This window comes from Haloferax litoreum, assembly GCF_009674605.1.
GTDB lineage: Archaea > Halobacteriota > Halobacteria > Halobacteriales > Haloferacaceae > Haloferax > Haloferax litoreum.
In genome coordinates this window covers 1,821,949-1,843,964 of record NZ_WKJO01000001.1, presented here as the reverse complement: position 1 = coordinate 1,843,964, position 22,016 = coordinate 1,821,949, and the positions used below count along the sequence as shown (strand labels likewise).

General features: G+C 54.9%; 13 protein-coding genes and 2 CRISPR repeat arrays. Of the genes, 11 read left to right on the top strand and 2 right to left on the bottom strand.

The window, feature by feature from the left end:
* Nucleotides 1-6: 6 nt before the first annotated feature.
* On the bottom strand, nucleotides 7-2,241 hold the full coding sequence (locus GJR96_RS09395) for an AAA family ATPase (protein WP_154326204.1): 2,235 nt from the start codon (nucleotides 2,239-2,241) through the stop codon (nucleotides 7-9).
* Between the two features lie 343 nt (nucleotides 2,242-2,584).
* Here GJR96_RS09395 and GJR96_RS18495 point away from each other — a divergent pair, with 343 nt between their 5' ends.
* From GJR96_RS18495 to GJR96_RS09340, 11 genes are all read left to right on the top strand, one after another.
* On the top strand, nucleotides 2,585-2,821 hold the full coding sequence (locus tag GJR96_RS18495) for a type IV toxin-antitoxin system AbiEi family antitoxin domain-containing protein (RefSeq protein WP_151162700.1): 237 nt from the start codon (nucleotides 2,585-2,587) through the stop codon (nucleotides 2,819-2,821).
* Between the two features lie 211 nt (nucleotides 2,822-3,032).
* A CRISPR array of direct repeats spans nucleotides 3,033-6,019; the repeat unit is 30 nt; unit sequence GTTTCAGACGAACCCTTGTGCGGTTGAAGC.
* A gap of 767 nt (nucleotides 6,020-6,786) precedes the next feature.
* Nucleotides 6,787-7,572, top strand: a complete 786-nt coding sequence (gene cas6, locus GJR96_RS09385) for a CRISPR-associated endoribonuclease Cas6 (RefSeq protein ID WP_151162699.1) — start codon at nucleotides 6,787-6,789, stop codon at nucleotides 7,570-7,572.
* Nucleotides 7,559-9,667 (top strand): type I-B CRISPR-associated protein Cas8b/Csh1, encoded by a 2,109-nt coding sequence (cas8b, locus tag GJR96_RS09380; protein ID WP_151163987.1) that lies wholly within the window; start codon nucleotides 7,559-7,561, stop codon nucleotides 9,665-9,667. Before cas6 ends, cas8b begins: the two co-directional genes overlap by 14 nt.
* A 1-nt stretch (nucleotide 9,668) precedes the next feature.
* The gene (gene cas7b / locus GJR96_RS09375) at nucleotides 9,669-10,754 is read left to right on the top strand and encodes a type I-B CRISPR-associated protein Cas7/Csh2 (RefSeq protein WP_151163985.1); all 1,086 of its coding nucleotides are present in this window, start codon (nucleotides 9,669-9,671) and stop codon (nucleotides 10,752-10,754) included.
* Complete coding sequence (gene cas5b, locus GJR96_RS09370) at nucleotides 10,754-11,557, top strand: type I-B CRISPR-associated protein Cas5b (protein WP_151162698.1); 804 nt, start codon at nucleotides 10,754-10,756, stop codon at nucleotides 11,555-11,557. The genes cas7b and cas5b overlap by 1 nt, the downstream gene beginning before the upstream one ends.
* On the top strand, nucleotides 11,557-14,166 hold the full coding sequence (locus tag GJR96_RS09365; protein WP_151162697.1) for a CRISPR-associated endonuclease Cas3'': 2,610 nt from the start codon (nucleotides 11,557-11,559) through the stop codon (nucleotides 14,164-14,166). The genes cas5b and GJR96_RS09365 overlap by 1 nt, the downstream gene beginning before the upstream one ends.
* The gene (gene cas4, locus GJR96_RS09360) at nucleotides 14,166-14,732 is read left to right on the top strand and encodes a CRISPR-associated protein Cas4 (RefSeq protein WP_151163983.1); all 567 of its coding nucleotides are present in this window, start codon (nucleotides 14,166-14,168) and stop codon (nucleotides 14,730-14,732) included. Before GJR96_RS09365 ends, cas4 begins: the two co-directional genes overlap by 1 nt.
* 6 nt (nucleotides 14,733-14,738) lie before the next feature.
* Nucleotides 14,739-15,731, top strand: a complete 993-nt coding sequence (gene cas1b, locus GJR96_RS09355; RefSeq protein WP_151162696.1) for a type I-B CRISPR-associated endonuclease Cas1b — start codon at nucleotides 14,739-14,741, stop codon at nucleotides 15,729-15,731.
* Nucleotides 15,731-15,991 (top strand): CRISPR-associated endonuclease Cas2, encoded by a 261-nt coding sequence (gene cas2, locus GJR96_RS09350; RefSeq protein WP_151162695.1) that lies wholly within the window; start codon nucleotides 15,731-15,733, stop codon nucleotides 15,989-15,991. The genes cas1b and cas2 overlap by 1 nt, the downstream gene beginning before the upstream one ends.
* 106 nt (nucleotides 15,992-16,097) lie before the next feature.
* Nucleotides 16,098-18,600: direct repeats of the CRISPR family, unit length 30 nt; unit sequence GTTACAGACGAACCCTTGTGGGGTTGAAGC.
* Nucleotides 18,601-18,717: 117 nt separating this feature from the next.
* A complete protein-coding gene (locus GJR96_RS09345) occupies nucleotides 18,718-19,491 on the top strand; it encodes a DUF429 domain-containing protein (RefSeq protein ID WP_151162694.1) in 774 nt (257 codons plus the stop codon).
* 434 nt (nucleotides 19,492-19,925) lie between these two features.
* Nucleotides 19,926-20,957 (top strand): hypothetical protein, encoded by a 1,032-nt coding sequence (locus GJR96_RS09340; protein ID WP_151162693.1) that lies wholly within the window; start codon nucleotides 19,926-19,928, stop codon nucleotides 20,955-20,957.
* Between the two features lie 39 nt (nucleotides 20,958-20,996).
* On the opposite strand, the gene GJR96_RS09335 is transcribed toward GJR96_RS09340, so the two are convergent.
* Nucleotides 20,997-21,986 (bottom strand): Cdc6/Cdc18 family protein, encoded by a 990-nt coding sequence (locus GJR96_RS09335; RefSeq protein WP_151162692.1) that lies wholly within the window; start codon nucleotides 21,984-21,986, stop codon nucleotides 20,997-20,999.
* Nucleotides 21,987-22,016 lie beyond the last annotated feature (30 nt).

The window sequence follows — 22,016 nt, the reverse complement described above, 5'->3', positions numbered from 1 at the left end:
ACGAACTCATCTCACAATCGTCACGACACGTTTGAACTGCTCGAAAGCTCGTGATTCTACAAACGCCCACTCATGCTGCTCAATGTTCTCTGAACCGGCCGGTGCGACTATCTGGGAGACAACCGTAGCAATATCACGAACTGCAGCAGCTAAAGAGTGGTTCCCATTCTGATTGAAATAAATCGACAGCTCAATGATTGCATTCTTTATCAGACTCTGGTTCCTCGAAAGAACACCATCAGTTCTGGCTTCAGAGAGTGCACTCATCAATTGAAGGAAACCCTCTCGAAAGCCTCGCTGAATCCCCCCATAAATTCCCTTCTCAACAGAACCTTCTGAAAGGTCCAATAGCAAGTCATTGCTCTCTTCTTCTGAGATATCTTGCTCGATAGCCTGAACCAGATTTCTAAAGATCCCAACGATGTATTCGACATCGCTCGTGTCTAAGCTGTAGGTCTCTGCAAAGAACGTGTCAATTTCAGAGACGACCTGCTCAGCCTCGGCTTCTTTTCCTTGGTGTTTGAGGACAGTCTGTCTAAACATACTCACATATATGAAGAGAACACCCGCAACGATGTCGACATCCGGGTTCTTCGTGAGTGCTTTCACTCTTTGAGAGATGTCCTTAAGGGTGTCTAACTGTGTGTTGGATGAATTTTCATGGAACCGGAACTGTACCCGCTTCGTTCTCAGGTAATCTGCGACGAGTTGTTCTTCTGGTTGTAATTCCGACCGCGCTCGGAACGATTCAAGAGCCTCTGGCTCTTCATATTCGAAAATACTTGCTCTCACTCTGGCGATGTTTACGTCGTCGCCAGCGAAGAGGTTTGAAAGATGTGGTAGTACAGAATCCTCGTCGATTGCAGGATCGTTGAGTAATCGAACAATCTCTTCTTCTTTGGACTTCTTTGATGAAATCTCGTTCAGGTGGTGAGAAAACATTTGGCCTGCGGCCATCGATTGAGCAAAAGCATCTGCAATCAAATTTAATGGTGCTTCGTTTTCGACCTCATTTCCGATGATAAATTCGATGAGTACGTCGATGTTCGCATCAATAGGATCTGCATCTAGCTCGTTTAGGTAGATTTTCGCACAGTAGCGATGCTGTTGGTTCAGTTCTTCATCTTTAACTAGACGACGTGCTTGTTCGTGAAGGAAAGAATGCGGACGATACACGTTCATGGCCTCGTGCGTCCCAACCTTCTCGAGGGCACCCTGTTGATACAGTGACTCGAGCATACGGCGGGATTCCGAAAGCCGATACTCGGTTAATTCGGCCACAATATCTTCTCTGAACTCAGCCAAGGCACAGATACTATAGATGAAATCCTCTTCTTCCGTCTGCATTCGATTCAGGAAAGCTGTATCCAGATATTCTCGAACTTCAGTCTGTGGAACCGCTTCGATAGCTCGTTGAACCCCGCGTTCATTTGCGAGGTCAGAGAAACGATCAAGCAAATATGGTGTCCCTTGGGTCAGTTCGATAACCCGGTCAATCTGCGACTCAGATGTATTGAGACCACGTTTATTCAGGAACTCTTCAACTTCTGCTTTACCCAATGAGTTGAGTTCGATAGTCTCGATAGGTGAATTGTACCCTGTGGCAAGCTTTCGAGACCGAGCTCCAATAAAGAAGTTAACACTATCTGGAACAGTTTCCGCGATACTTCTGAAAAAGCGATTGAAAGTATCTTTTTGTTCCAGTGGGATTTCATCGTACTGATCAAAAAATAGGATTAGCTTAGCATCGGGGTTGAACTGGTTGAATTGTCTGAGGAACTCGCGAAGAATCTCAGCATAGATTGGTGCTGCACTTTCTTTGGTATCTGCCTCAGGAAGTGCATCTGCACCAAGTGAGAGTAGACTTGCAGGGGGGAAAATCATCCCACCAGCATTTGAGGTGAGTTTCACTCCGATTTCAAACCCACGAGATTGCAAGACTGAATACGCTTTGTTCTTAATTTTTTGAGTTCTGGACGTGTCGACTTTCTCAGACCACTGGCTTTGGAACTCGGAAGCAAAATTCTGGATTGTCGTTAAGCCAGCATGGAACGTGAAGTCCAGAACGAAGACATCTTCGTCGTTCTGGTACTCTGTTTTCAGTTCTTTCAGGAACCGAGTTTTACCGTGCCCCCCGGGCCCAAAGAGTAAGTTGAATGTACCTGACGTCTCACCATCGATTAACTCACAAGCTTTTCGAAGTTCGTCTTCCCGACCAACAAAAGGAGATTCTGAGACCACAATTATTCGATTTTGTCTTCGATATTATCAAGCAGTAATTCGACTCGAGAAAGTTGTTCACGTAACCGCTCGACGCGTTCTTTGGCCATGCGTCCATCACCTGAACTGAGATCTGTTCTAAGATAACTGGCCTCCTGTTCACATCTGTGGAGTTCAGACACAGTTATTTCAGATGCCTCGGGAGCAGGGTAGTCGAGACTAGTAGATGGAGAATCTTGGAGAATCGACCTATTCAGTAGTTTAACTATCTCCATCGGTTATCATTCTGTTAGAATTGTATCTGTTAAAATGCTATGGGAAGGGGGCCATAGAATATATTCCCAGCAACTGAGCTGAATGGACGATTTCGTCTGACGACCGAATCTTGGAGTTGATTCGGGAGCACGGGAATCTCACCCCACAGGCTATCAACGAGCTCGGTAGCCCGGTTCCAGATCACGCAAGTCGTTGTTCCAAGTTGGTCAAGTTCGGTCTCTTGACCCGAATCAGTCGTGGTCTCTACGGCATCACCGATGACGGCCTCTGCTACTTGGACGAGGAACTCGATGCCTCGACGCTGGAACCCGTCGACGACGAGTAGTTGGTTTTGGATTGCGCTGGCTGTTGACACGGCAGTCTAGACGACTGTGTTGGTGTGGAAAAGCGATGACTGGGGTGTGTCCGATTGGCCGGACGTTGTTGACCGAGCGGTTTCCATCGACCCCCCGGGGGTTTGTGGGGGATTGCGGGTCGACGGAAACACTATGTGCTGGGCAGCCAATCTGCGGGCTGTGTGCCCAGAATTGGGCATGGTTTCAGACGAACCCTTGTGCGGTTGAAGCTCGTCCGTCGTCGTCTCTTCCTGCCGGTAGCGGATGTTTCAGACGAACCCTTGTGCGGTTGAAGCGAGTGGTGCGTGCATCCGGAGCCCGCCGCCGAACGTTTCAGACGAACCCTTGTGCGGTTGAAGCAGTCCATGCACCCGAGCCGTGTTCGGTCTGGTGGCGGGTTTCAGACGAACCCTTGTGCGGTTGAAGCGACCTGCTCGGGCGGGTGCCAGACGTTCCCCTCGTGTTTCAGACGAACCCTTGTGCGGTTGAAGCATCCGATCCATTCATCCTATCCGGGACGATGTGGTGGTTTCAGACGAACCCTTGTGCGGTTGAAGCAATCGTGGAACACCGCCAACAGACTGTCGAGGAAAAGTTTCAGACGAACCCTTGTGCGGTTGAAGCCTCTGGTTCGAGTGGGTCGACGGCGGTGGACTCGGCGTTTCAGACGAACCCTTGTGCGGTTGAAGCTCGGATGGGCCGAGTATGAACGTTGTCCGACGGCGGTTTCAGACGAACCCTTGTGCGGTTGAAGCGGCTACTACGTGGACCACCCCGAGCACGCCCTGGAGTTTCAGACGAACCCTTGTGCGGTTGAAGCCAGTGAAACATGATAGGCCAAAGAAAGAACGATTAGTTTCAGACGAACCCTTGTGCGGTTGAAGCGCGGCATGCGCCAGTCGACGGGTCGGATTTACTCAGTTTCAGACGAACCCTTGTGCGGTTGAAGCTGTTAGCACATTCCAGATGATATCTAATTGAGCCTGGTTTCAGACGAACCCTTGTGCGGTTGAAGCTCTGCAAGCGTTGCTCCCGCCACCCATTCAAAGTCGTTTCAGACGAACCCTTGTGCGGTTGAAGCGACCCAATCCATCGAGTGTGACGTATATCGACAAAGTGTTTCAGACGAACCCTTGTGCGGTTGAAGCTGGTTCGCGAATTCGGTCAGGTACTCGCCGAGAGCGTTTCAGACGAACCCTTGTGCGGTTGAAGCATTAGTTGCGGCAAGAAGTTCCGTGTTTTCAGAACGGTTTCAGACGAACCCTTGTGCGGTTGAAGCACCTGGCCGATTACCGCCGCGACAGTCGCGGCTATGTTTCAGACGAACCCTTGTGCGGTTGAAGCACGCATCGAGTCAACGTCAAAGGAGACAACAACGGGTTTCAGACGAACCCTTGTGCGGTTGAAGCAACGGTTGACCCGTCGTTCTGGATTGCACGTCCGAAGTTTCAGACGAACCCTTGTGCGGTTGAAGCGGATGGGGGGCGACTGAGATGATGACTCGGTTCAATGGTTTCAGACGAACCCTTGTGCGGTTGAAGCGACTTTGTAACGTGTGTATAGATTGGTATCGCGAGCAGTTTCAGACGAACCCTTGTGCGGTTGAAGCTCCCAGTGCGTCCTCTAAGCACTTGATGATGAAATCGTTTCAGACGAACCCTTGTGCGGTTGAAGCACATTGCACACATGGCACGGGATTACACAGACTGTTTCAGACGAACCCTTGTGCGGTTGAAGCTCTGCAATTGTGATTGTAGTTTCGTCACGTCGCCAGTTGTTTCAGACGAACCCTTGTGCGGTTGAAGCGTCTGGCGACCGTGTCGCATCGCACGGTGGAACTGGCGTTTCAGACGAACCCTTGTGCGGTTGAAGCCTGATGATGCTACGCTTCCAAAGAAACAACTCCCAGAGTTTCAGACGAACCCTTGTGCGGTTGAAGCCGGCGCTGGAATGTCCGGGCAAGACGGGATTGGCTGGTTTCAGACGAACCCTTGTGCGGTTGAAGCGAGGCATTGAGAACTTCGGCCTCTTCCTCGAAGAGTTTCAGACGAACCCTTGTGCGGTTGAAGCGGATACCGTCACCACGGTCGGAGTCGGAGACGAGCGTTTCAGACGAACCCTTGTGCGGTTGAAGCAGAAACAGGTCCGTGGGCCAACTGGTCCGCGGGGCGGTTTCAGACGAACCCTTGTGCGGTTGAAGCAACCCCCGTGGGTAGACGAACCGATAACATTCAGTAGTTTCAGACGAACCCTTGTGCGGTTGAAGCGTCAACTCCTACCAGCGACTCCTCGGCGACCACGAGTGTTTCAGACGAACCCTTGTGCGGTTGAAGCACTCGTCGTGTTCACGTTGCGGATGCTGGGTGCATGTTTCAGACGAACCCTTGTGCGGTTGAAGCACTACACGAGCGCCGAGTCATGGTCGGCGGGTGGTTTCAGACGAACTCTTGTGCGGTTGAAGCTCTCAAGCGTGCCGGGAACAGCGAACGAGAAGTTCTCGTTTCAGACGAACCCTTGTGCGGTTGAAGCAAACTTGCTGACGGGGTCTCACCCGTCACTGTGAATAGTTTCAGACGAACCCTTGTGCGGTTGAAGCTCGTTAAACGATACCTCAATGACTGCGTTCGTGCCGGTTTCAGACGAACCCTTGTGCGGTTGAAGCCCGTTCGATGCCACTCTCTTGCTACGGCCGCAACCGCGTTTCAGACGAACCCTTGTGCGGTTGAAGCTTGGTGCCGCCAATCCGACGAATGAGAGATTCATTGTTTCAGACGAACCCTCGTGGGGTTGAAGCGACTACAAGAGTGTGATACCTGGGTCGCTGCTGCAGTTTTCAGACGAACCCTCGTGGGGTTGAAGCGGCACGTGGCAGACGCACATCCATCTGTTCGACGGATTTCAGACGACCCGTTGTGGGGTTGAAGCGACGTTGATGATCTTAGGGGTGCATCGGCCACCGATGTTCTAGACGAACCCTTATGGGGTTGAAGCAGTCAGATGATGAGCAAGCAAGGGGGCGCGGCATGAGTTACAGACGAACCCTTGTGGCGTTGAAGCGTGTCCTGCGACGAGGCGCACAACATCGTGAAGCAGGTTTCAGACGAACCCTTGTGCGGTTGAAGCAGGTACGCTACTACGTCGGCGGCGAGTGTGCCGCAGTTACAGACGACCCTTTGTGGGGTTGAAGCATCAAGAGTGCTGTCCTCATCGTGGCGGGTTCGCTTGTTTCAGACGAACCCCTTCTGGGGTTGAGGCTACCGAGGTCCACAGCTTGACATCACCGTCCGCCCGTGTTTCAGACGAACCCTCGTGGGGTTGAAGCTAATCTGTTATTGCGCCCGCGTTGGCCGTGTTGTTGTTACAGACGAACGCTTGTCGGGTTGAAGCTTCTGTGTTAAGTTCTAGTCCGAACATTCTAGGTGGTGTTACAGACGACCTCTTGTGGGGTTGAAGCCGCGACCGGCAGATGCTTCGAATCAAAACACCGCCAGTTACAGACGAACCCTTGTGGGGTTGAAGCGCACGCATGCCGATTTGCCGCTTGAGGCGTTCACTGTTTCAGACGAACCCTCGTGGGGTTGAAGCGACCAGTCGACGTTCCGGCACCGTCAGCTCGCGCCGTTTCAGACGAACCCTTGTGGGGTTGAAGCGTGTGCTCGTCCTGCGGCCACTCGGTAGAGTTCGGCGTTTCAGACGAACGCTTGTGGGGTTGAAGCACCCGCCAATTAGCATCGAGGTCTCCGAGAGCCGTTGTTCCAGACGAACCCTTGTGCGGTTGAAGCTACGAGTGGGAACGCGCGGTGAAACGAGTTGTCGACAGTTTCAGACGAACCCTTGTGGGACTGAATGATCCACCCTCCTTACTCTGTGAGAGACGAACCTCTGCATCGAGACCGCGACACGTGTCGGAGAAACAGATATTATCCTTCGATAATAACATCTCGAAAACAAGACAGTGAGACTACTAACTCGGCTGCGCGCTCGCCGCGACGCTGCCTACGACAATAAGTATCACCACAAGCTCCGAGGGCGCCTCTGGCGAGCCTTACAGGATACAAAGTACGACCAATACCACGACGCAAACCGTCCGGTTGGGTTCAGCTACAGCAATCCATTCCCGCCGTACGACATGGAGGAAGGAGACGAGCGGACGCTTCTCGTCGCCGCCCCGCAAGAGGACCTCCTCGCAGAGGTGGCTGAAGACTTCATCACGAATCGTGAACTGAACATCGGGGAGATGCCGTTCCATATCGACGAGATGACCAGTATCTCACCAGACGTCGGTGAGCCCGGAACATCGGGCACGATTGAGTCCGGAACGGGGCTCCTCGTACGAATCCCGCCGTGGCGTGCTGCTGACTACGGCATCGAAAAAGAGGGCGACCAGGCAATCTTCTGGCGACCAAAACACTCGATGGAGCCGTTGAAAGCTCAACTCGAGAACAACCTCGACAAGAAGCACAATCTGTTCTGCCCAGAGTACCTCCCCGGACCGTCGGACACGGAGTACGACTTGTTCGACTCCTACGAGTTGATCAAGACGTTCGCCATCCCAGTGACCGTTTCACAAGGCCAGGAACTCACGTACGTCCTGAGCAAGTGGAAGTTCGGCTACACCGTTCGTGACGACGACCACCGCCGCCACCTCAACCTCGCGCTCGACACCGGACTGGGTGAAAAGAACGCGCTGGGACTGGGCTTCATCAACATCCTGCAGGGGGGAGAAGATGCTCAAGCCTGAAGAGTTCAAACAGACATACGAGGGCGATCTCGTCGATGAACTCCCTGACTCACCGATTACATCGCTTCGCAAGCTACAGTTCCTCTACGGGAAGCTGTACACGCTTGCGACGGCTGGAGGCGGGCAATACGCACCGTACCTCACACCTGATGCAGCAGGCGACCTCGTCGACACCGAAGGCAGTCTGATCGTTGTTCGGGTTGACCTTTCGGGCGACGAGTCCCAGCTCGCGGACGACGATCGCGGACCTGTCTGGGTCACACGATACACTGACGACCGAGTCGAAAAGGTCGCTCACTCAAAATATCCTGCCGCACGCGGGATTGACCACAGCATCACCCACCAGGCAGGACGCAATAGTGACCCAGAGAAACTCGGTCGATATGCTGTCGAACGGCTGTCAAAGTGGGCGACTGACGACGTCGTCCAGGGAACCGCTGCCAATAGCGAACAGGGCTGGATCGTCAATGAGCTTGCCAATTTGGGCGACGACGAAGACGTAGCCGAGCGAATCAAAGAGGCAGTCGATGCGGAACTCGGTGGCGAATCGACGACTGCACTCCTCACCGTCCAAGTTCGCCGGTCAGAAGATGAGGAGTACCGATGGCCCAGCGACATTGACGTGTTCCTCGAGGCAATGCGTCGACGGAAGCTCTCGAAGCTTGTCTCAAAAGGTCAAGCAAGCGACTCATCCGGGAAGGCCACAGACCTCATCACCGGCCAGCGAACGCGGACTGTCGGTACTTCAGAAGACCCGCAGAACTACTATCTCGGCAAGCAGCTGGAGAAGTTTCCCGGACTCGATCCAGATGAAGCGTGGCGGACTCACCCGGTCTCAGAAGACGCCGCGGTAACGATGATGAACTCCGAGACGTTTGTCGAGGCGTGTACCTACCGGACGTTCGGGGCGAAAGTATACTGCTTGCCGTACTTTTTCGGAACTCCAACACCCGAAAAGGCGATCAAGCTGTACGCGTTGCTGCATCAGGCGGCGACGGCCGACGACGGAATGACACCCGTCGAGCAGATGTACAACAACGTGGGAGTTAGCGACGACACACTGCGCTTCTACGTCTCTGCTGTGATGCCGCACCAGATGTCGCGGTACGACGTCTTCGGCGAGTCGATGAACGGCCGGTTACTGTATCCGGTTGCCCTCGAGCAAGCACACGATGCGATCGTTCTGACGTCCGCATTCGACTCTGACGACGACTGGACGGCACCGATGCCAACCCACGAGAAATGGGACCTACTCGTCCCCGCTGAATCTCGGCTTCATTCTGTCTCGAACGGTTGGTACTTTGCACAGACGTTCGCCAAGCGTGACGATACCGACGCGAGCGCGGACGACCCCCGGATTGGGGCGCTCGTCAGTGTACTGAGTGGCGACTCGATCAACGTCCAGACACTCCTCGGCGAGTACGTAGACCGAATCATCGCAGAAGAGGGCGAGGAATTCCCATCGTTCCAAGTTGCAGGTCAGTTTGCGCAGTTGTGTGCACTTGCGTCGACCGACTTGGACTTGCTGGACGCAGACGACGAGCACATGCAGCCGATTACTAGAGAACCAACCTACGAGATACCCGATTCCAACATGCACCAAACAGAACCAGCGATAGCTGATGGGGGAACCCCCACCGCCAAACTTGCATCGTTCATCAAAGACACTCCCGCTCTTTCACAGGATTCGGACACGCCTGTAACCGACCAACGCCGTGGGGCGTTCCTCCTTGGCGCGCTCGTCGGCGCAGTTGGTAATTATCAAGATTACAGTGAGGGCCGGTCGACGACCGTCGTTGACCAGTACCCTGTTAAGTCGATCACCCAAGCACGAGTGAAGAAGGTCACACAGGAGGCAATCGCGAAGACCCTCACCTACACTCGACAAGAGAAGAAGCAGGGTGTGAGCTATGGTGGAACGAAGTTCGACCACATCGTCGACCAACTCCGTGAGACAATCCTCGAAACCGATCCCGAGGACTGGGAGATCGACACGGACGACCTTCGCTTCTACTACGCGCTGGGAGTCACGTATGGGATGAATGACCGTAAGAAATCGACCAATAACACCGCTGACAACAACGAGGACAACTAAAATGTCTGAAACCACCACTGACACCGTCAAGAATCGTTCTGAAATCGTTTTCCTGTACGACGCCGTCGACGCAAACCCCAACGGGAACCCGTTGAGCGGGTCGAACCGACCGCGGATTGACCCACAGACACAACAGGCAATCGTCACCGACGTCCGTCTCAAGCGATACCTCCGAGACCAACTGGACGACGATGGGCATGGTGTCTACATCCGAAACGTCCAGGAGAATGGCGAACAGTACACACGCAAGCAGCTCCTTGAGGACCGACTGAAGGCCATCGACCTAGACGACTACGACCTCGACGAGGACGAGGAAGCAGACCGGTTCCGAGATGCTGTCTTCGGGGATTTCCTTGCTAATAGTGCTGACGTCCGATACTTCGGCGCAACGATGTCGGTCGACACGGACAACAAGTATGCGAAGCACCTCCCGGACCACTTTACTGGACCCGTACAGTTTTCGCCCGGAAAGTCGATGCACGCGGTCAACGAGAACGAAGAGTACGATAGCCTGACAAGCGTCATCGCCACTCAGAAGGGGAAAGGGCAAGGTGGGTTCGATCTTGACGACCACCGGATTCAGTATGGGCTGTTCCGATTCCATGGTCTCGTCGACGAGCACGGCGCCGATGACACCAAGCTCTCAGTCGCAGACGTCGAACGACTCGACACGCTTTGCTGGCGGTCTATTAAGAACCAGACGATCAGCCGAAGTAAGGTGGGACAAGAGCCCCGGCTGTACTGCCGTGTGGAGTACGCTGAGGAGAGCTTCCACCTTGGGGGACTCGACCGAGATCTAACGCTTGACGAAGCCGGGTCCAAAGATGACGAAGAATTACGTGACGTGCGTGACCTCGCTGTCTCTGTCGACGAGTTCGTCGACCGACTAGCTGGCGCTGCCGACCGAATTGAACAAGTTCACGTTGTGGCGAGCGACGTGCTTCAGGTCACGTACGACGGTGAGCTGGGTACGCAGGAACTGCTCTACGAGGCACTCGAAGAGGCAGTCGGCACTGACTCGGTTCATGTTATCGATGTCTACGACGAGCACACCGAGACACTCCCTGAAGCCGTCGACGCAGAGTGATGCCCGAAGACCACGAACGCCATCAGTTGTCAACCGCGGGCGGCGACTGGCAAGACCGTTGTTTGTCTCTCACTATCCGGGGCCCGTGGGCACACTTCCGACGTGTTGAGGGCAACATCGTCAAGCAGACCTACCGGGTCATCCCGCGGACGACTGTCGCCGGGCTGCTCGCCGCGATGCTCGGCATCGGCCGTGACCAGTACTACGAGTTGTTCGGACCTGACCAGTCGCTGATTGCAATCGAGCCGGTACAACCGCTCCGGACGATCAATATGCCGATGAACACACTCTCGACGGCCACCGAGCATCTCCACTCGTTCAACTCCCGAGGGAAGATTAGCGTGAAGCTCCCCGACCCGTCGAAGCCACGCCAGCAACACAACTACGAGGTGCTGGTCGATCCTGCCTACCGAATCGATATCTCACTCGCTGACCGCGGTCGGTACGCCGAGTTACGAGAGATGCTCGCTGCCGGGAAGTCACACTACATCCCCAGCTTGGGACTCTCGGAGTATCTTGCTGACGTCGAGTACCACGGTGAGTTCGACATCGAACGGGGGTACGGTGGCGACGATAGCATCGTCGAGGTCGACTCAACGATTCCTAACGGGGTCGAACGGGTCATCCCACAGGCAGACATTCGGTTTGAAGCCGAGGAGTCTCCAGCATTCATGACGACCGACTCTGGTGGCCGGACGACGAGTGGCTTCGCCGCATACGCCTATAGCCCCGACGCCGAGGCTCTCTCTGTCCGCGACGTTGAAGCCGCCCGCGTAGACGGCCGGACAGTGGTGTTTACCTGATGGAAGGCCCCCGCTCTCACCCAGCCGAGAACGGCCGTCCTGCACGAGCGCTCGTCGACCATCTTACAGGCGTCGTGGATCGGGTCGACCACATCGTTCCCAACGATACCACGACCCCCAACGGCGAGTCACTCCAAGAGGTGGTAAAAGCTCTCGCGTACGTTCACGACATCGGAAAGGCATCGTCGTGGTTCCAAGCTTACCTGGACGACGAACGGATTAGGGATAAGCGACTACGGCACCACGCACCAATCGGTTCGTTCGCGGCGTACTATGTGCTTGATGCCCGCGGGTACACGACTGAGACGTGTCTCGCTGGCTTCGTGGCGGTGGCGAAACACCACGGACGGATCCCCGATGTCGCAGAGTACGTCTACAATCGTTCGTTTCGCCGAGGTGCAGAAGGGGTTACCGGTCGGACTGTTGACCCGAGAGAACAGGTACAAGACGCCGTGTACCAGCAAATTGTCGATATCGACGGTCGACACCGAGACATCGCGACTCAGATTCTCCAAGACGCGTCCGGCGGGGGTGCCGATTGGGAGTCGTTTCGGGCGTCGTTCTGGAAGCTCCTCGATGAGGTTTCCGGTTCGGTGGAGTCGCTGACTGGCGGGACGCCGACACGGGATGCATTGTCTGACTCGTGTTACGAACTCGTTCTTCAGTGCTGGAGCGCATTGGTCCTCGCAGACAAGACCGACGCCGCGCGAGCACCAGATGGATCGGAGATATATGCACCCAAGATTCCATCACTCGCCAAACTTGACTCGTACGTCGACGACCTTGACACCGATCCAGATCCAGATGGCACGCGGGCTCAACAGTTAGACTACCATCGTGCCCGCGCTCGGGAGAGCGTACTCAGTGGAGTCGAGGCGTTCGCTGAGAGTGGTGGTGGTGTCGCAACGCTCACCCTCCCAACGGGGATGGGAAAGACGCTGAGCGGCCTCTCAGCTGCGTTCGCCCTTCGCGACCGACTCAAAGGTAAGCGGGTCGTCTATGCGCTTCCGTTCACGAGTATCATCGACCAAGTCGTGGGCGAGCTCACCGACATCTACGATGACCCTGGGAGACTTCTCACGGTCCACCATCACCTCTCTGAGACGACCTTCGACCCTGACGTGGACGGTGACGAGGTCGACTTGAACGATGACGTCGCCGGGATGCTTGGGGAGAGCTGGCGGGCTGGATTAACGGTGACGACGTTCGTACAACTGTTCGAGAGCCTCGCAGGCCCGGCAAATAGTCAATCGATGAAGCTCCCGGCGCTACATGATGCGGTCATAGTCCTCGACGAGCCGCAGAGTCTCCCGCTCGACTGGTGGAAGCTAGTCCCCCGACTGATCCGAATACTGACTGAACGGTACGATGCGTCGGTGATTGCGATGACAGCGACGCAGCCTCGGCTGTTTGAAGGGACAGACGTTCTCGACAACGACGTAGTCGAACTCGTCCAAGAACCAAACACCTACTTCGCGGCGTGTGAGCGCGTCGAGTATCGGCTCCACGGATCAGTAAGGCGGTACCTCGACGACCGCGAGGGACCGGTCGCCTACCAAGACGCTGCCGCCGCCATTCGTGCTGTTGCACGGGATGATGAATCTGCTCTCGCCGTGTGCAACACTATCGAGAGCGCTCGACGACTCACCAAGGAGGTCACCGACGGTCGCCAGCACTTCGTCGATGTAGCGGAGGAATACGCAAACCTCCTCAGGGACTCGCCGTCAGCGGATGAACCCGGTGAAGGTGTCGACTCTACGGTGCTGGCCAAGCGGTGTCGTGGCGACGGCCCAGCGCTGATACACCTCTCGACACGACTGCGGCCTGTTGACCGACTCACTCTCATCGAAACAGCGAAGAAACTCACGATGTCCGGTGTTCCTGTTGTTGCCGTCTCGACGCAACTGATCGAGGCCGGTGTCGACATCAGCTTCGACCATGTTTTCCGTGATTTAGCGCCGGTCGATAGCATCGTCCAGGCTGCTGGCCGGTGTAATCGCTCGTTCGAACGGAATCATGGCGTTGTAACTGTTTGGTGGCTTGATGCTCCCAGTGATCAGAAAAAAACGCCTGCGGAGGCAATCTATAACCGCGGCACTTCGTTGCTCCCAGTAACGGCGAAAGTGCTTCATAGCATCGATGATGGAAGTGGTGTTTTACCCGAACATGCGGTTGCGCGTGACGCCGTCGAGGACTACTACCACCGGCTCCACAAGAACCGTAACGTCGGGTCACAGGAATTCGTTGAGTATGTTGATGACGCTCGCGGGGATGAATTGGGCAAGTTGTCGCTTATTGACTCCCGGCGCGCAGCCGACGTAGTTATCTGTCGTACTGATATTGACCGCAATCTCGTCGAGCGGTTGCGGGAGGCGAGGGAAGCACGTGAGTATACAGAAGTCAGGAATCTCCTTGACGCGACAAAGCCGATCCGTATCTCAGTGCCGTTCAGCAACGGTGACGAAACAGCTGAGACAATTAAACACCTTCCTCCGATTGATAGAGAAAATGGGCTCTATCAGTTGGATATTGGTCAACATGGTGGGTACTTCAACCAAACAACTGGGTTCGTCGTCCCCGAGATTACCGCCGGGCACAGGATCCTGTGATGTCTGGGGAGTGTAACGACCAACAAGACCCTGTGAACCGCCTCCTCGCGACCGCCCGTGGCGACGCGGTGGCCAATCCGTTTCGGGTGACCGGTGTGATGATGCAGTACTACTACGTCTGCCAGCGAGAGCTGTGGTTTGCCAGTCGGAATCTCGAGATTGACCGGGAGAACTCAGCAATCGTCCGAGGAACGAGGGTTGATGACTCGTCATACGGCGATCGAGGAGAGGAGAACCTGCGGTTAGGAATGATCTCGCTTGACCTGTTGGAAGATGGTCGTGTGGTTGAGGTCAAACCGTCATCAGCGCTCACTGAGCCAGCACGGATGCAACTATCATACTACTTGTGGTACCTCGATCGCGTCGCCGGCGTCGAACGCGACGGTGTCCTAGCACATCCGACCGAACGGCGACGCGAGGATGTCGAACTAACCCCAGAACGTGCGAAGAAAGTTGAGGACGCAATCCGGAAGATCCATGAAATTGTCTCGGACGAGTCACCTCCAGAACCCGAAGAGAAGCCATTCTGTGACTCGTGTGCCTATCACGACCTTTGTTGGTGCTGATTCACGATGGACAGAAACTACCACGTATTCTCAGACGGGCGCATAGAGCGGAAAGATGACACCCTTCGGGTCGTCACCGACGATGGTGAGAAGAAACACATTCCAATCGAACACGCTGAGGCGGTTTTTCTCCACGGACAGATCGACTACAATACTCGTCTGATTGGGTTTCTCAACGACCACGGGGTCGCCGCACACGTGTTCGGCTGGAATGACCGCTATTCAGGGTCGCTGATGCCCGAACGCGGACAAACGTCGGGCCGGACGCTCGTTGAACAGGTGCGTGCCTACGACGACCCAGATCATCGTCGTGACCTCGCGGCGTCGTTCGTCGCCGGGAGCATCCACAATATGCGGGCCAACGTCACCTACTACAATGGTCGCGGTCACGATCTGTCAAGGGTGATTACGGATCTGGACAACGCATCCGAGCGTATCAGCAGTGGGATGAGAGTTGAGGAGCTGCTCGGTGTCGAGGCGACTGCACGACGAGCGTATTACCAAACGTTTGATGCGGTGCTACCTGAGGCATTCGCACTTGAGGGGCGAGAGTACAATCCGCCGCCAAATCCGGTCAACAGTCTCATCTCCTTTGGAAATGCGCTAGTATATGCCAACTGTGTCTCGGCTATCCGAGCAACTGCGCTCGACCCGGCAGTGAGCTATCTGCATGAGCCTGGTGAGCGACGGTACTCACTATCGCTGGATTTAGCCGACTTGTTCAAACCCCTGTTGGCGGATCGGGTTCTCTTCCGGTTGGTGAACCGGAAGCAGATTACGACTGACGACTTCCGTCAGGAAGTTGGTGCATGCCTGTTGACCGAAGATGGTCGAACGACGTACACGAGGGCCTTCGAAGAGACATTGGAAGAGACAGTTGAACACCCGAACCTGAAACGTAAAGTGAGCTACCAATACCTCCTCAGGCTAGAAGCATACAAACTCAAGAAGCACCTCGTCGCAGGCGAACCGTACGAGCCGTTCAAGAAGTGGTGGTGATGTACGTCGTTCTCGTGTACGACATGGAAGCAGATCGTACTCAGAAGATGCTCCGTCTTTCGCGGCGATACCTCACTCATGTTCAAAACTCAGTCCTTGAGGGAGAGATATCGGCCGGCGATCTCGAAGAACTCCGCGGACATATCGAAGCCTTGCTAAAAGACGGGGAATCAGTCGTCTTGTACGAATTGTCTTCAGACTCATTACTCAACCGGACGGTCTACGGCGAAGATCCGACTGAGGATTCCAGGTTCATCTGAGAGGTTTTCCATCGACCCCCGGGGGGTTGTGGGGGGATTGGAGGTCGACGGAAACACTATGTGCTGGGCAGCCATTCTGAGGTTTGAGGGCCCAGAATTGGGCATGGTTACAGACGAACCCTTGTGGGGTTGAAGCGTGAACGTCGGCGAGATGCCAGCCGAATGCATTGCCGCGTTACAGACGAACCCTTGTGGGGTTGAAGCACTTTGACCCCGAGGACGAAGAGAAGGGACTCACCGAGTTACAGACGAACCCTTGTGGGGTTGAAGCTTGGGCGCGAACGTCGTCCTCGAAGACATCACGGTTACAGACGAACCCTTGTGGGGTTGAAGCTCGTGAATCGAGGACCGGCGGAGGGTATGGACATAGTTACAGACGAACCCTTGTGGGGTTGAAGCACTTGGTGCAAGCGGCCTGTCGGCCTCCTCAACGAGTTACAGACGAACCCTTGTGGGGTTGAAGCGTGCGGACGTCGCGACTGGTGAGGCCAAGTTCCGCGTTACAGACGAACCCTTGTGGGGTTGAAGCCGCCCAACGCAACCAGTATTTTCCAGAGTTGTCGTTGTTACAGACGAACCCTTGTGGGGTTGAAGCAGGTCCATCAGAACCTGATCGGCACGACGCTCGTCGTTACAGACGAACCCTTGTGGGGTTGAAGCCTCCGTCTGTTTTTCGTTGAGCAATCCGAGTTCACGTTACAGACGAACCCTTGTGGGGTTGAAGCTCGAAGAGCACGTCGGTCGCACCCCTCGCGAGGGTTACAGACGAACCCTTGTGGGGTTGAAGCCAGCGATGCGATTGTCGTGGGTTTCGCCGATGCCGGGTTACAGACGAACCCTTGTGGGGTTGAAGCCGGTGAGGAGTTCGGCGGCACGCGACTCGTCCATCGTTACAGACGAACCCTTGTGGGGTTGAAGCTATCCCAGCACCGTCGAGCCTTCTTGCAGTGGGTCGTTACAGACGAACCCTTGTGGGGTTGAAGCTTCCCGGTCGCTTCGGTCGCCCCGTCGCTCTCGGTGTTACAGACGAACCCTTGTGGGGTTGAAGCATCGCTGACCGCCTCGACCTCGCCAAGCTGCGGAAGTTACAGACGAACCCTTGTGGGGTTGAAGCATGGCGATGCGACGGGACCAACTACCGGCGCACACGCGTTACAGACGAACCCTTGTGGGGTTGAAGCGCGTGGTACGAGGGCGTCGTCGAGGGTATCCAGCGTTACAGACGAACCCTTGTGGGGTTGAAGCACGTCGTTGCAAAGGCACTCGCCGGTCGACTCTTGTTACAGACGAACCCTTGTGGGGTTGAAGCACTTTGTGCTCGTACATCCTCTTCGAGTCCGGTTGTTACAGACGAACCCTTGTGGGGTTGAAGCACTGGGTGGTCAAATTCGCAATTGCCTTTGCACGGGTTACAGACGAACCCTTGTGGGGTTGAAGCGCCCCAGCGATGGGCGCGGCCAGACCGGCATCCATCGTTACAGACGAACCCTTGTGGGGTTGAAGCTGCTCGCGATACCAATCGGTACACACGTTACAAAGTCGTTACAGACGAACCCTTGTGGGGTTGAAGCAACCGGCAGATTTAGTTCACTGATTCTAGTAGTCGTTACAGACGAACCCTTGTGGGGTTGAAGCCGTCGTCTGGGTCGACGACTGGATACGCTCTAACGTGTTACAGACGAACCCTTGTGGGGTTGAAGCTCCTCGACTAAGCCAATTGTGAACTGTCTGTGGTGTAGTTACAGACGAACCCTTGTGGGGTTGAAGCCCGTAGGTCCCGCGGTCGCCGGTCGGGTCGCCCGTGGTTACAGACGAACCCTTGTGGGGTTGAAGCCGGTGACGTCGACGATTTGGATACCTCCGTCACCAGAGTTACAGACGAACCCTTGTGGGGTTGAAGCCCGCGAGGTCGATGAGTAAGACGTCGTGACCTTGTTACAGACGAACCCTTGTGGGGTTGAAGCACCTATGACGAAACTGCGGATGCGTGGATACCTGCAAGTTACAGACGAACCCTTGTGGGGTTGAAGCGTCCGCGGATAGCAACATCTTCACCATCTTCCGAGTTACAGACGAACCCTTGTGGGGTTGAAGCGCGTGGGGTGCGGACCACTGCAAGGGACAGGAGTTACAGACGAACCCTTGTGGGGTTGAAGCCGGCCTTGACTGGAGGGCCAAACACTCAGCAAACGTGTTACAGACGAACCCTTGTGGGGTTGAAGCGGGGTGATTTAGATGGAACTCGGCGGCAAGCAGACCGTTACAGACGAACCCTTGTGGGGTTGAAGCGAACGAATCTATCAACTCGAAGCCGGATGACTGGTTACAGACGAACCCTTGTGGGGTTGAAGCAGCGAGGTTGTAGCATAGAATGATCAGAAACTCGTTACAGACGAACCCTTGTGGGGTTGAAGCGAGTCGTCCGGGTTGTTCTCGGCCCACGTTGCGTGTTACAGACGAACCCTTGTGGGGTTGAAGCCGAGTTCTCTTCGAGTTCCGGGAGGAGTTTGATAGTTACAGACGAACCCTTGTGGGGTTGAAGCGTTTTACAGTCGTTCCGGGCCGGAGATACCGCCAGCGTTACAGACGAACCCTTGTGGGATTGAATCACTATCGACGAAGCCGAGCACAGTTACACGACCACGTTTCAGACAAACCCTGCCAAGTGCCACAGTTGCGAGTATCTTGATGTCTGTACGGCGTCACCACTGAACGAGTAACTATCCATGACCTCTTATCTCGGCGTCGACTGGGCCGGTGGCTGCTGGGTCGTCGTCGAAGCCGGTGACGAACCGAACGTGACCACCGAACCGTCGATCTACAACGTCTGGCACGAACACGGGAAGGGAGACGACGTCCAATCGATTCTCGTCGACATCCCTATCGGCCTTCCAGAGAACGACACGAGAGACTGTGACACCGAAGCCAAGGAGAGACTCGGCAGTCGTTCGAGTACGGTCTTCACGATTCCACCACGGGATGTCGTCGAGGCCGACGACTACGAGACGGCCAAAGAGAACAACGGCGGTTCACTTGGGAGTCAAAGTTGGTGGCTATTCCCCCGAATCCTCGAAGCCGACGTCTTCCTCCAGGAGAACGCCGACGCACGAGAGAAAATCTACGAGAGCCACCCAGAGGTCTGTTTCGACGACTTGAGCGACGACGAGCTTTCGTCGAAGAGTGACGGCGATGGAGTCGAAGCTCGACTCAATGTGCTTAAGCAGGCAACAAGCGGGTCAGAGACTCTCGAAGACCTATACGACGAGGTCGAAGATGTCGTAGAAGAACGAAGTGAGAACGCCGAATGGCATCACCGAATCTCGAAGGGACGCGTCGACGACGTTCTCGATGCTGCCGTCCTCGCGGTCACAGCCGCAAAAATCGGCCTCCAAGACCGCAGTGACGATACTGACTACCCAACACTTCCGGATGATCCCACAGAAGACGAAGAGCTTGGGGGCATCCCGATGGAAATCGTGTATCCCGGTGAATCAGAGTAACTGAGCATCACTCAACGATTTCCACCCGCGAGATAGTGACCCGCCGCAGCTCCTTACGGTCCCAGACTCGCTTGTACGCCGGCCCATCCCCAACGTTGTACCCATTCGAACGATGACGAGCACACGAGACACACCAGATGTGGTCGCCTAAGAACGTCCAGTCGACGTGTCCGACTGGACAGACGAACCGGAGTCGTTGGTGGAGATCTGAGCGGTCGATTTCTACTGACGCAATCGATTCTGACCGCGTGTGGTCACTCGAGGCCATGCTACAGCCACAGACGTACCCCCGACAGATGTTCGTAGTCGGGTCGTGTCCGGATTGGCCGAAATAGGTCTGAGAAGTCGAGTTCTACAAATTGGCTCAGAATTGTGGTCTGTAATTCTCTGCTCGGTCGGGAAGTTACTTACTGACCGCGAGGCGTCATCAGATTATGAACAACAGGAAACTCCGCAAAGGAATCGGGTTTGTTCTACTACTGGCTCTGATTTTTGGGGCTGCTATGGTTGCCCAAGAGGAAATCGGTTCCTCTGGGTTCGATTCACTCGACCTTACCCTTAGCGTCGGAGTTTCCCTGCTTCTCGCGACACTATATTATCAGCAGAAGGGAATTCTTGAATCACAACAAGAGTTGTTATCGCAAGAGTTCAACCGTGATCTCCGGATGGAGCACACTGAAACGCTAAGGGAACGAATCGAATTGTGGTACGGAGAGGTAAATGAATTGCACCGGGTCGGTGAGCCAGGTCTGTACGGGTCTAATCTTCCAGAAGTAACCACCACGGATATCAAGTCGGCACCAACGCTCAGACAACTGCGTTTTGGAAGGGATACAAAATTCTCAGTGATGCCACCGGAGCTGGAAGATGACCGATATTTTCAGGACCTCCTGGAAAACCATGCACCTGACCTCCGAGAGACCAAGTCAGAAATAGAGGATACACATGAACGGCTTATTCAGGCTCGAAACTCATTCATTGATAACTTCGATAATTCCCTCTCTTTAGAAACAGAGGTATACACACTCAGTCCAGGTTTCGGCTTTGACGAATGGGTATTCGAACAACACATCAAGCTCGATAGGGGCTTCCACGACAATGTCGACGACCTTGTTGACGCTCTCGAGACTAGCATGGAAAATTCAGGGGGACAAGCAAAACCAGAGGAAGGTGTATGGATGATCCCAACTCACGAACACCGAACTCCTCTGAAAGCAACGTTCCAGTCTGGAAATCTCGATCAACTGGACGAGTATCAGGAAGAGATTCAACAAGCAGCCCTGCGGGAAATTAAACGGATCCTCGAAGGAAAATCAAAGACAGATGAGCGTCTAATCAAAGAAGGCTCACGGGAACTGGAACATGCTGATAACCTGCTAGAGAAGCTTAACAACCTTCTCATTGAATATGAAGGAAGAATCGTGTATCCGGGCGATTGCAAGTACCTAGACGAATCAATGGTTTAGAAACGAATAGGTTCTGAGTTTTGAACATTTCATAACGAACTACAACCCAACATACCGCCGCCCATTCGTCTCCCCTCTCGCCTCAACCAGGTTATAATCAGCGAGCTTGCGCAAATCACGCCGCAACGACCGCGCCGTCCGGTCATCACCAGCTTCATCCAAGTACAACGGCCGCAACTCACCCATCTTGAGCGGTCCGTGCTCCCGAACGATCTCCAAGAGCGTCGACTCGTGTGGCTTCAGTCGACTCGACGTCTTCTGTCGTAACTCACCGCGAGCCATCGGAACCGCCTCGTCGACGACGTCGGTCGTCAGCACACCATCGGTGGCCAACTTTGCCGCCCGGTACAGCGACCGAATCGCGACGCGAGCGTCGCCTGCAGCGTGATCAGCGATCCGCTCCAGAATCCCCTCGGTCACACCGTACTGCAGACCCTCACGGACACGCCCCTGGAGAATCTCGACGAGTTCTGAGACGCTGTAGTGGTCACAGTAAATCCGAACCCCGGACCGGAATCGCGAGTGAACCCGCTCGTCCATCGTGGCAAACAATTCCTCCTCACGGTTCGTAATCAGAATCAGCGTCAGTTCCGGAATTGCATCCAGACTGTAGAGCAAATCCGTGTCGTCGATGCGGTCGACCTCGTCGAGGATGACGACGTACGGCTTCTCCACCGACTCTCGAATCCGAGTCAGGAGGACGTCGTGTGCCGTCGACTGCCGATGTAAATCCCAAACTTTCCCGATTGGGGAGAGGATATCGTGAAGCAACGCCCAGGGGCGGTGGTCGTCCCAACAGTTGACGTACTGTGTCGTCACGTCCGCCTCGGTTTCGAGTTGGGCGACTCCATAGCGCGCTGTCGTCGTCTTCCCGACACCGGATGGCCCGGTGACGATGGTGTTGGAACCCGGATTACCGTCGAGAATCGGTGAGAGCGCTGTCGAAAGGAGATTCAGTTCGTGATTTCTGTGGATGAGGTCCGCAGGAACGAACGTGTCGACGTCGAATACCTCCTCTCGGGCAATCATTTTGTTGTAAATATCGATGTGATGGGGTCT

What these genes read in the sequence shown, in the direction of transcription:
- GJR96_RS09365 (WP_151162697.1), top strand. Translation starts at nt 11,557, where the DNA reads ATGGAAGGCCCCCGCTCTCACCCAGCCGAGAACGGCCGTCCTGCACGA.
- cas4 (WP_151163983.1), top strand. Translation starts at nt 14,166, where the DNA reads ATGTCTGGGGAGTGTAACGACCAACAAGACCCTGTGAACCGCCTCCTC.
- cas8b (WP_151163987.1), top strand. Translation starts at nt 7,559, where the DNA reads ATGCTCAAGCCTGAAGAGTTCAAACAGACATACGAGGGCGATCTCGTC.
- cas1b (WP_151162696.1), top strand. Translation starts at nt 14,739, where the DNA reads ATGGACAGAAACTACCACGTATTCTCAGACGGGCGCATAGAGCGGAAA.
- GJR96_RS09345 (WP_151162694.1), top strand. Translation starts at nt 18,718, where the DNA reads ATGACCTCTTATCTCGGCGTCGACTGGGCCGGTGGCTGCTGGGTCGTC.
- GJR96_RS09335 (WP_151162692.1), bottom strand. Translation starts at nt 21,986, where the DNA reads ATGATTGCCCGAGAGGAGGTATTCGACGTCGACACGTTCGTTCCTGCG.
- cas5b (WP_151162698.1), top strand. Translation starts at nt 10,754, where the DNA reads ATGCCCGAAGACCACGAACGCCATCAGTTGTCAACCGCGGGCGGCGAC.
- cas7b (WP_151163985.1), top strand. Translation starts at nt 9,669, where the DNA reads ATGTCTGAAACCACCACTGACACCGTCAAGAATCGTTCTGAAATCGTT.
- cas2 (WP_151162695.1), top strand. Translation starts at nt 15,731, where the DNA reads ATGTACGTCGTTCTCGTGTACGACATGGAAGCAGATCGTACTCAGAAG.
- GJR96_RS09340 (WP_151162693.1), top strand. Translation starts at nt 19,926, where the DNA reads ATGAACAACAGGAAACTCCGCAAAGGAATCGGGTTTGTTCTACTACTG.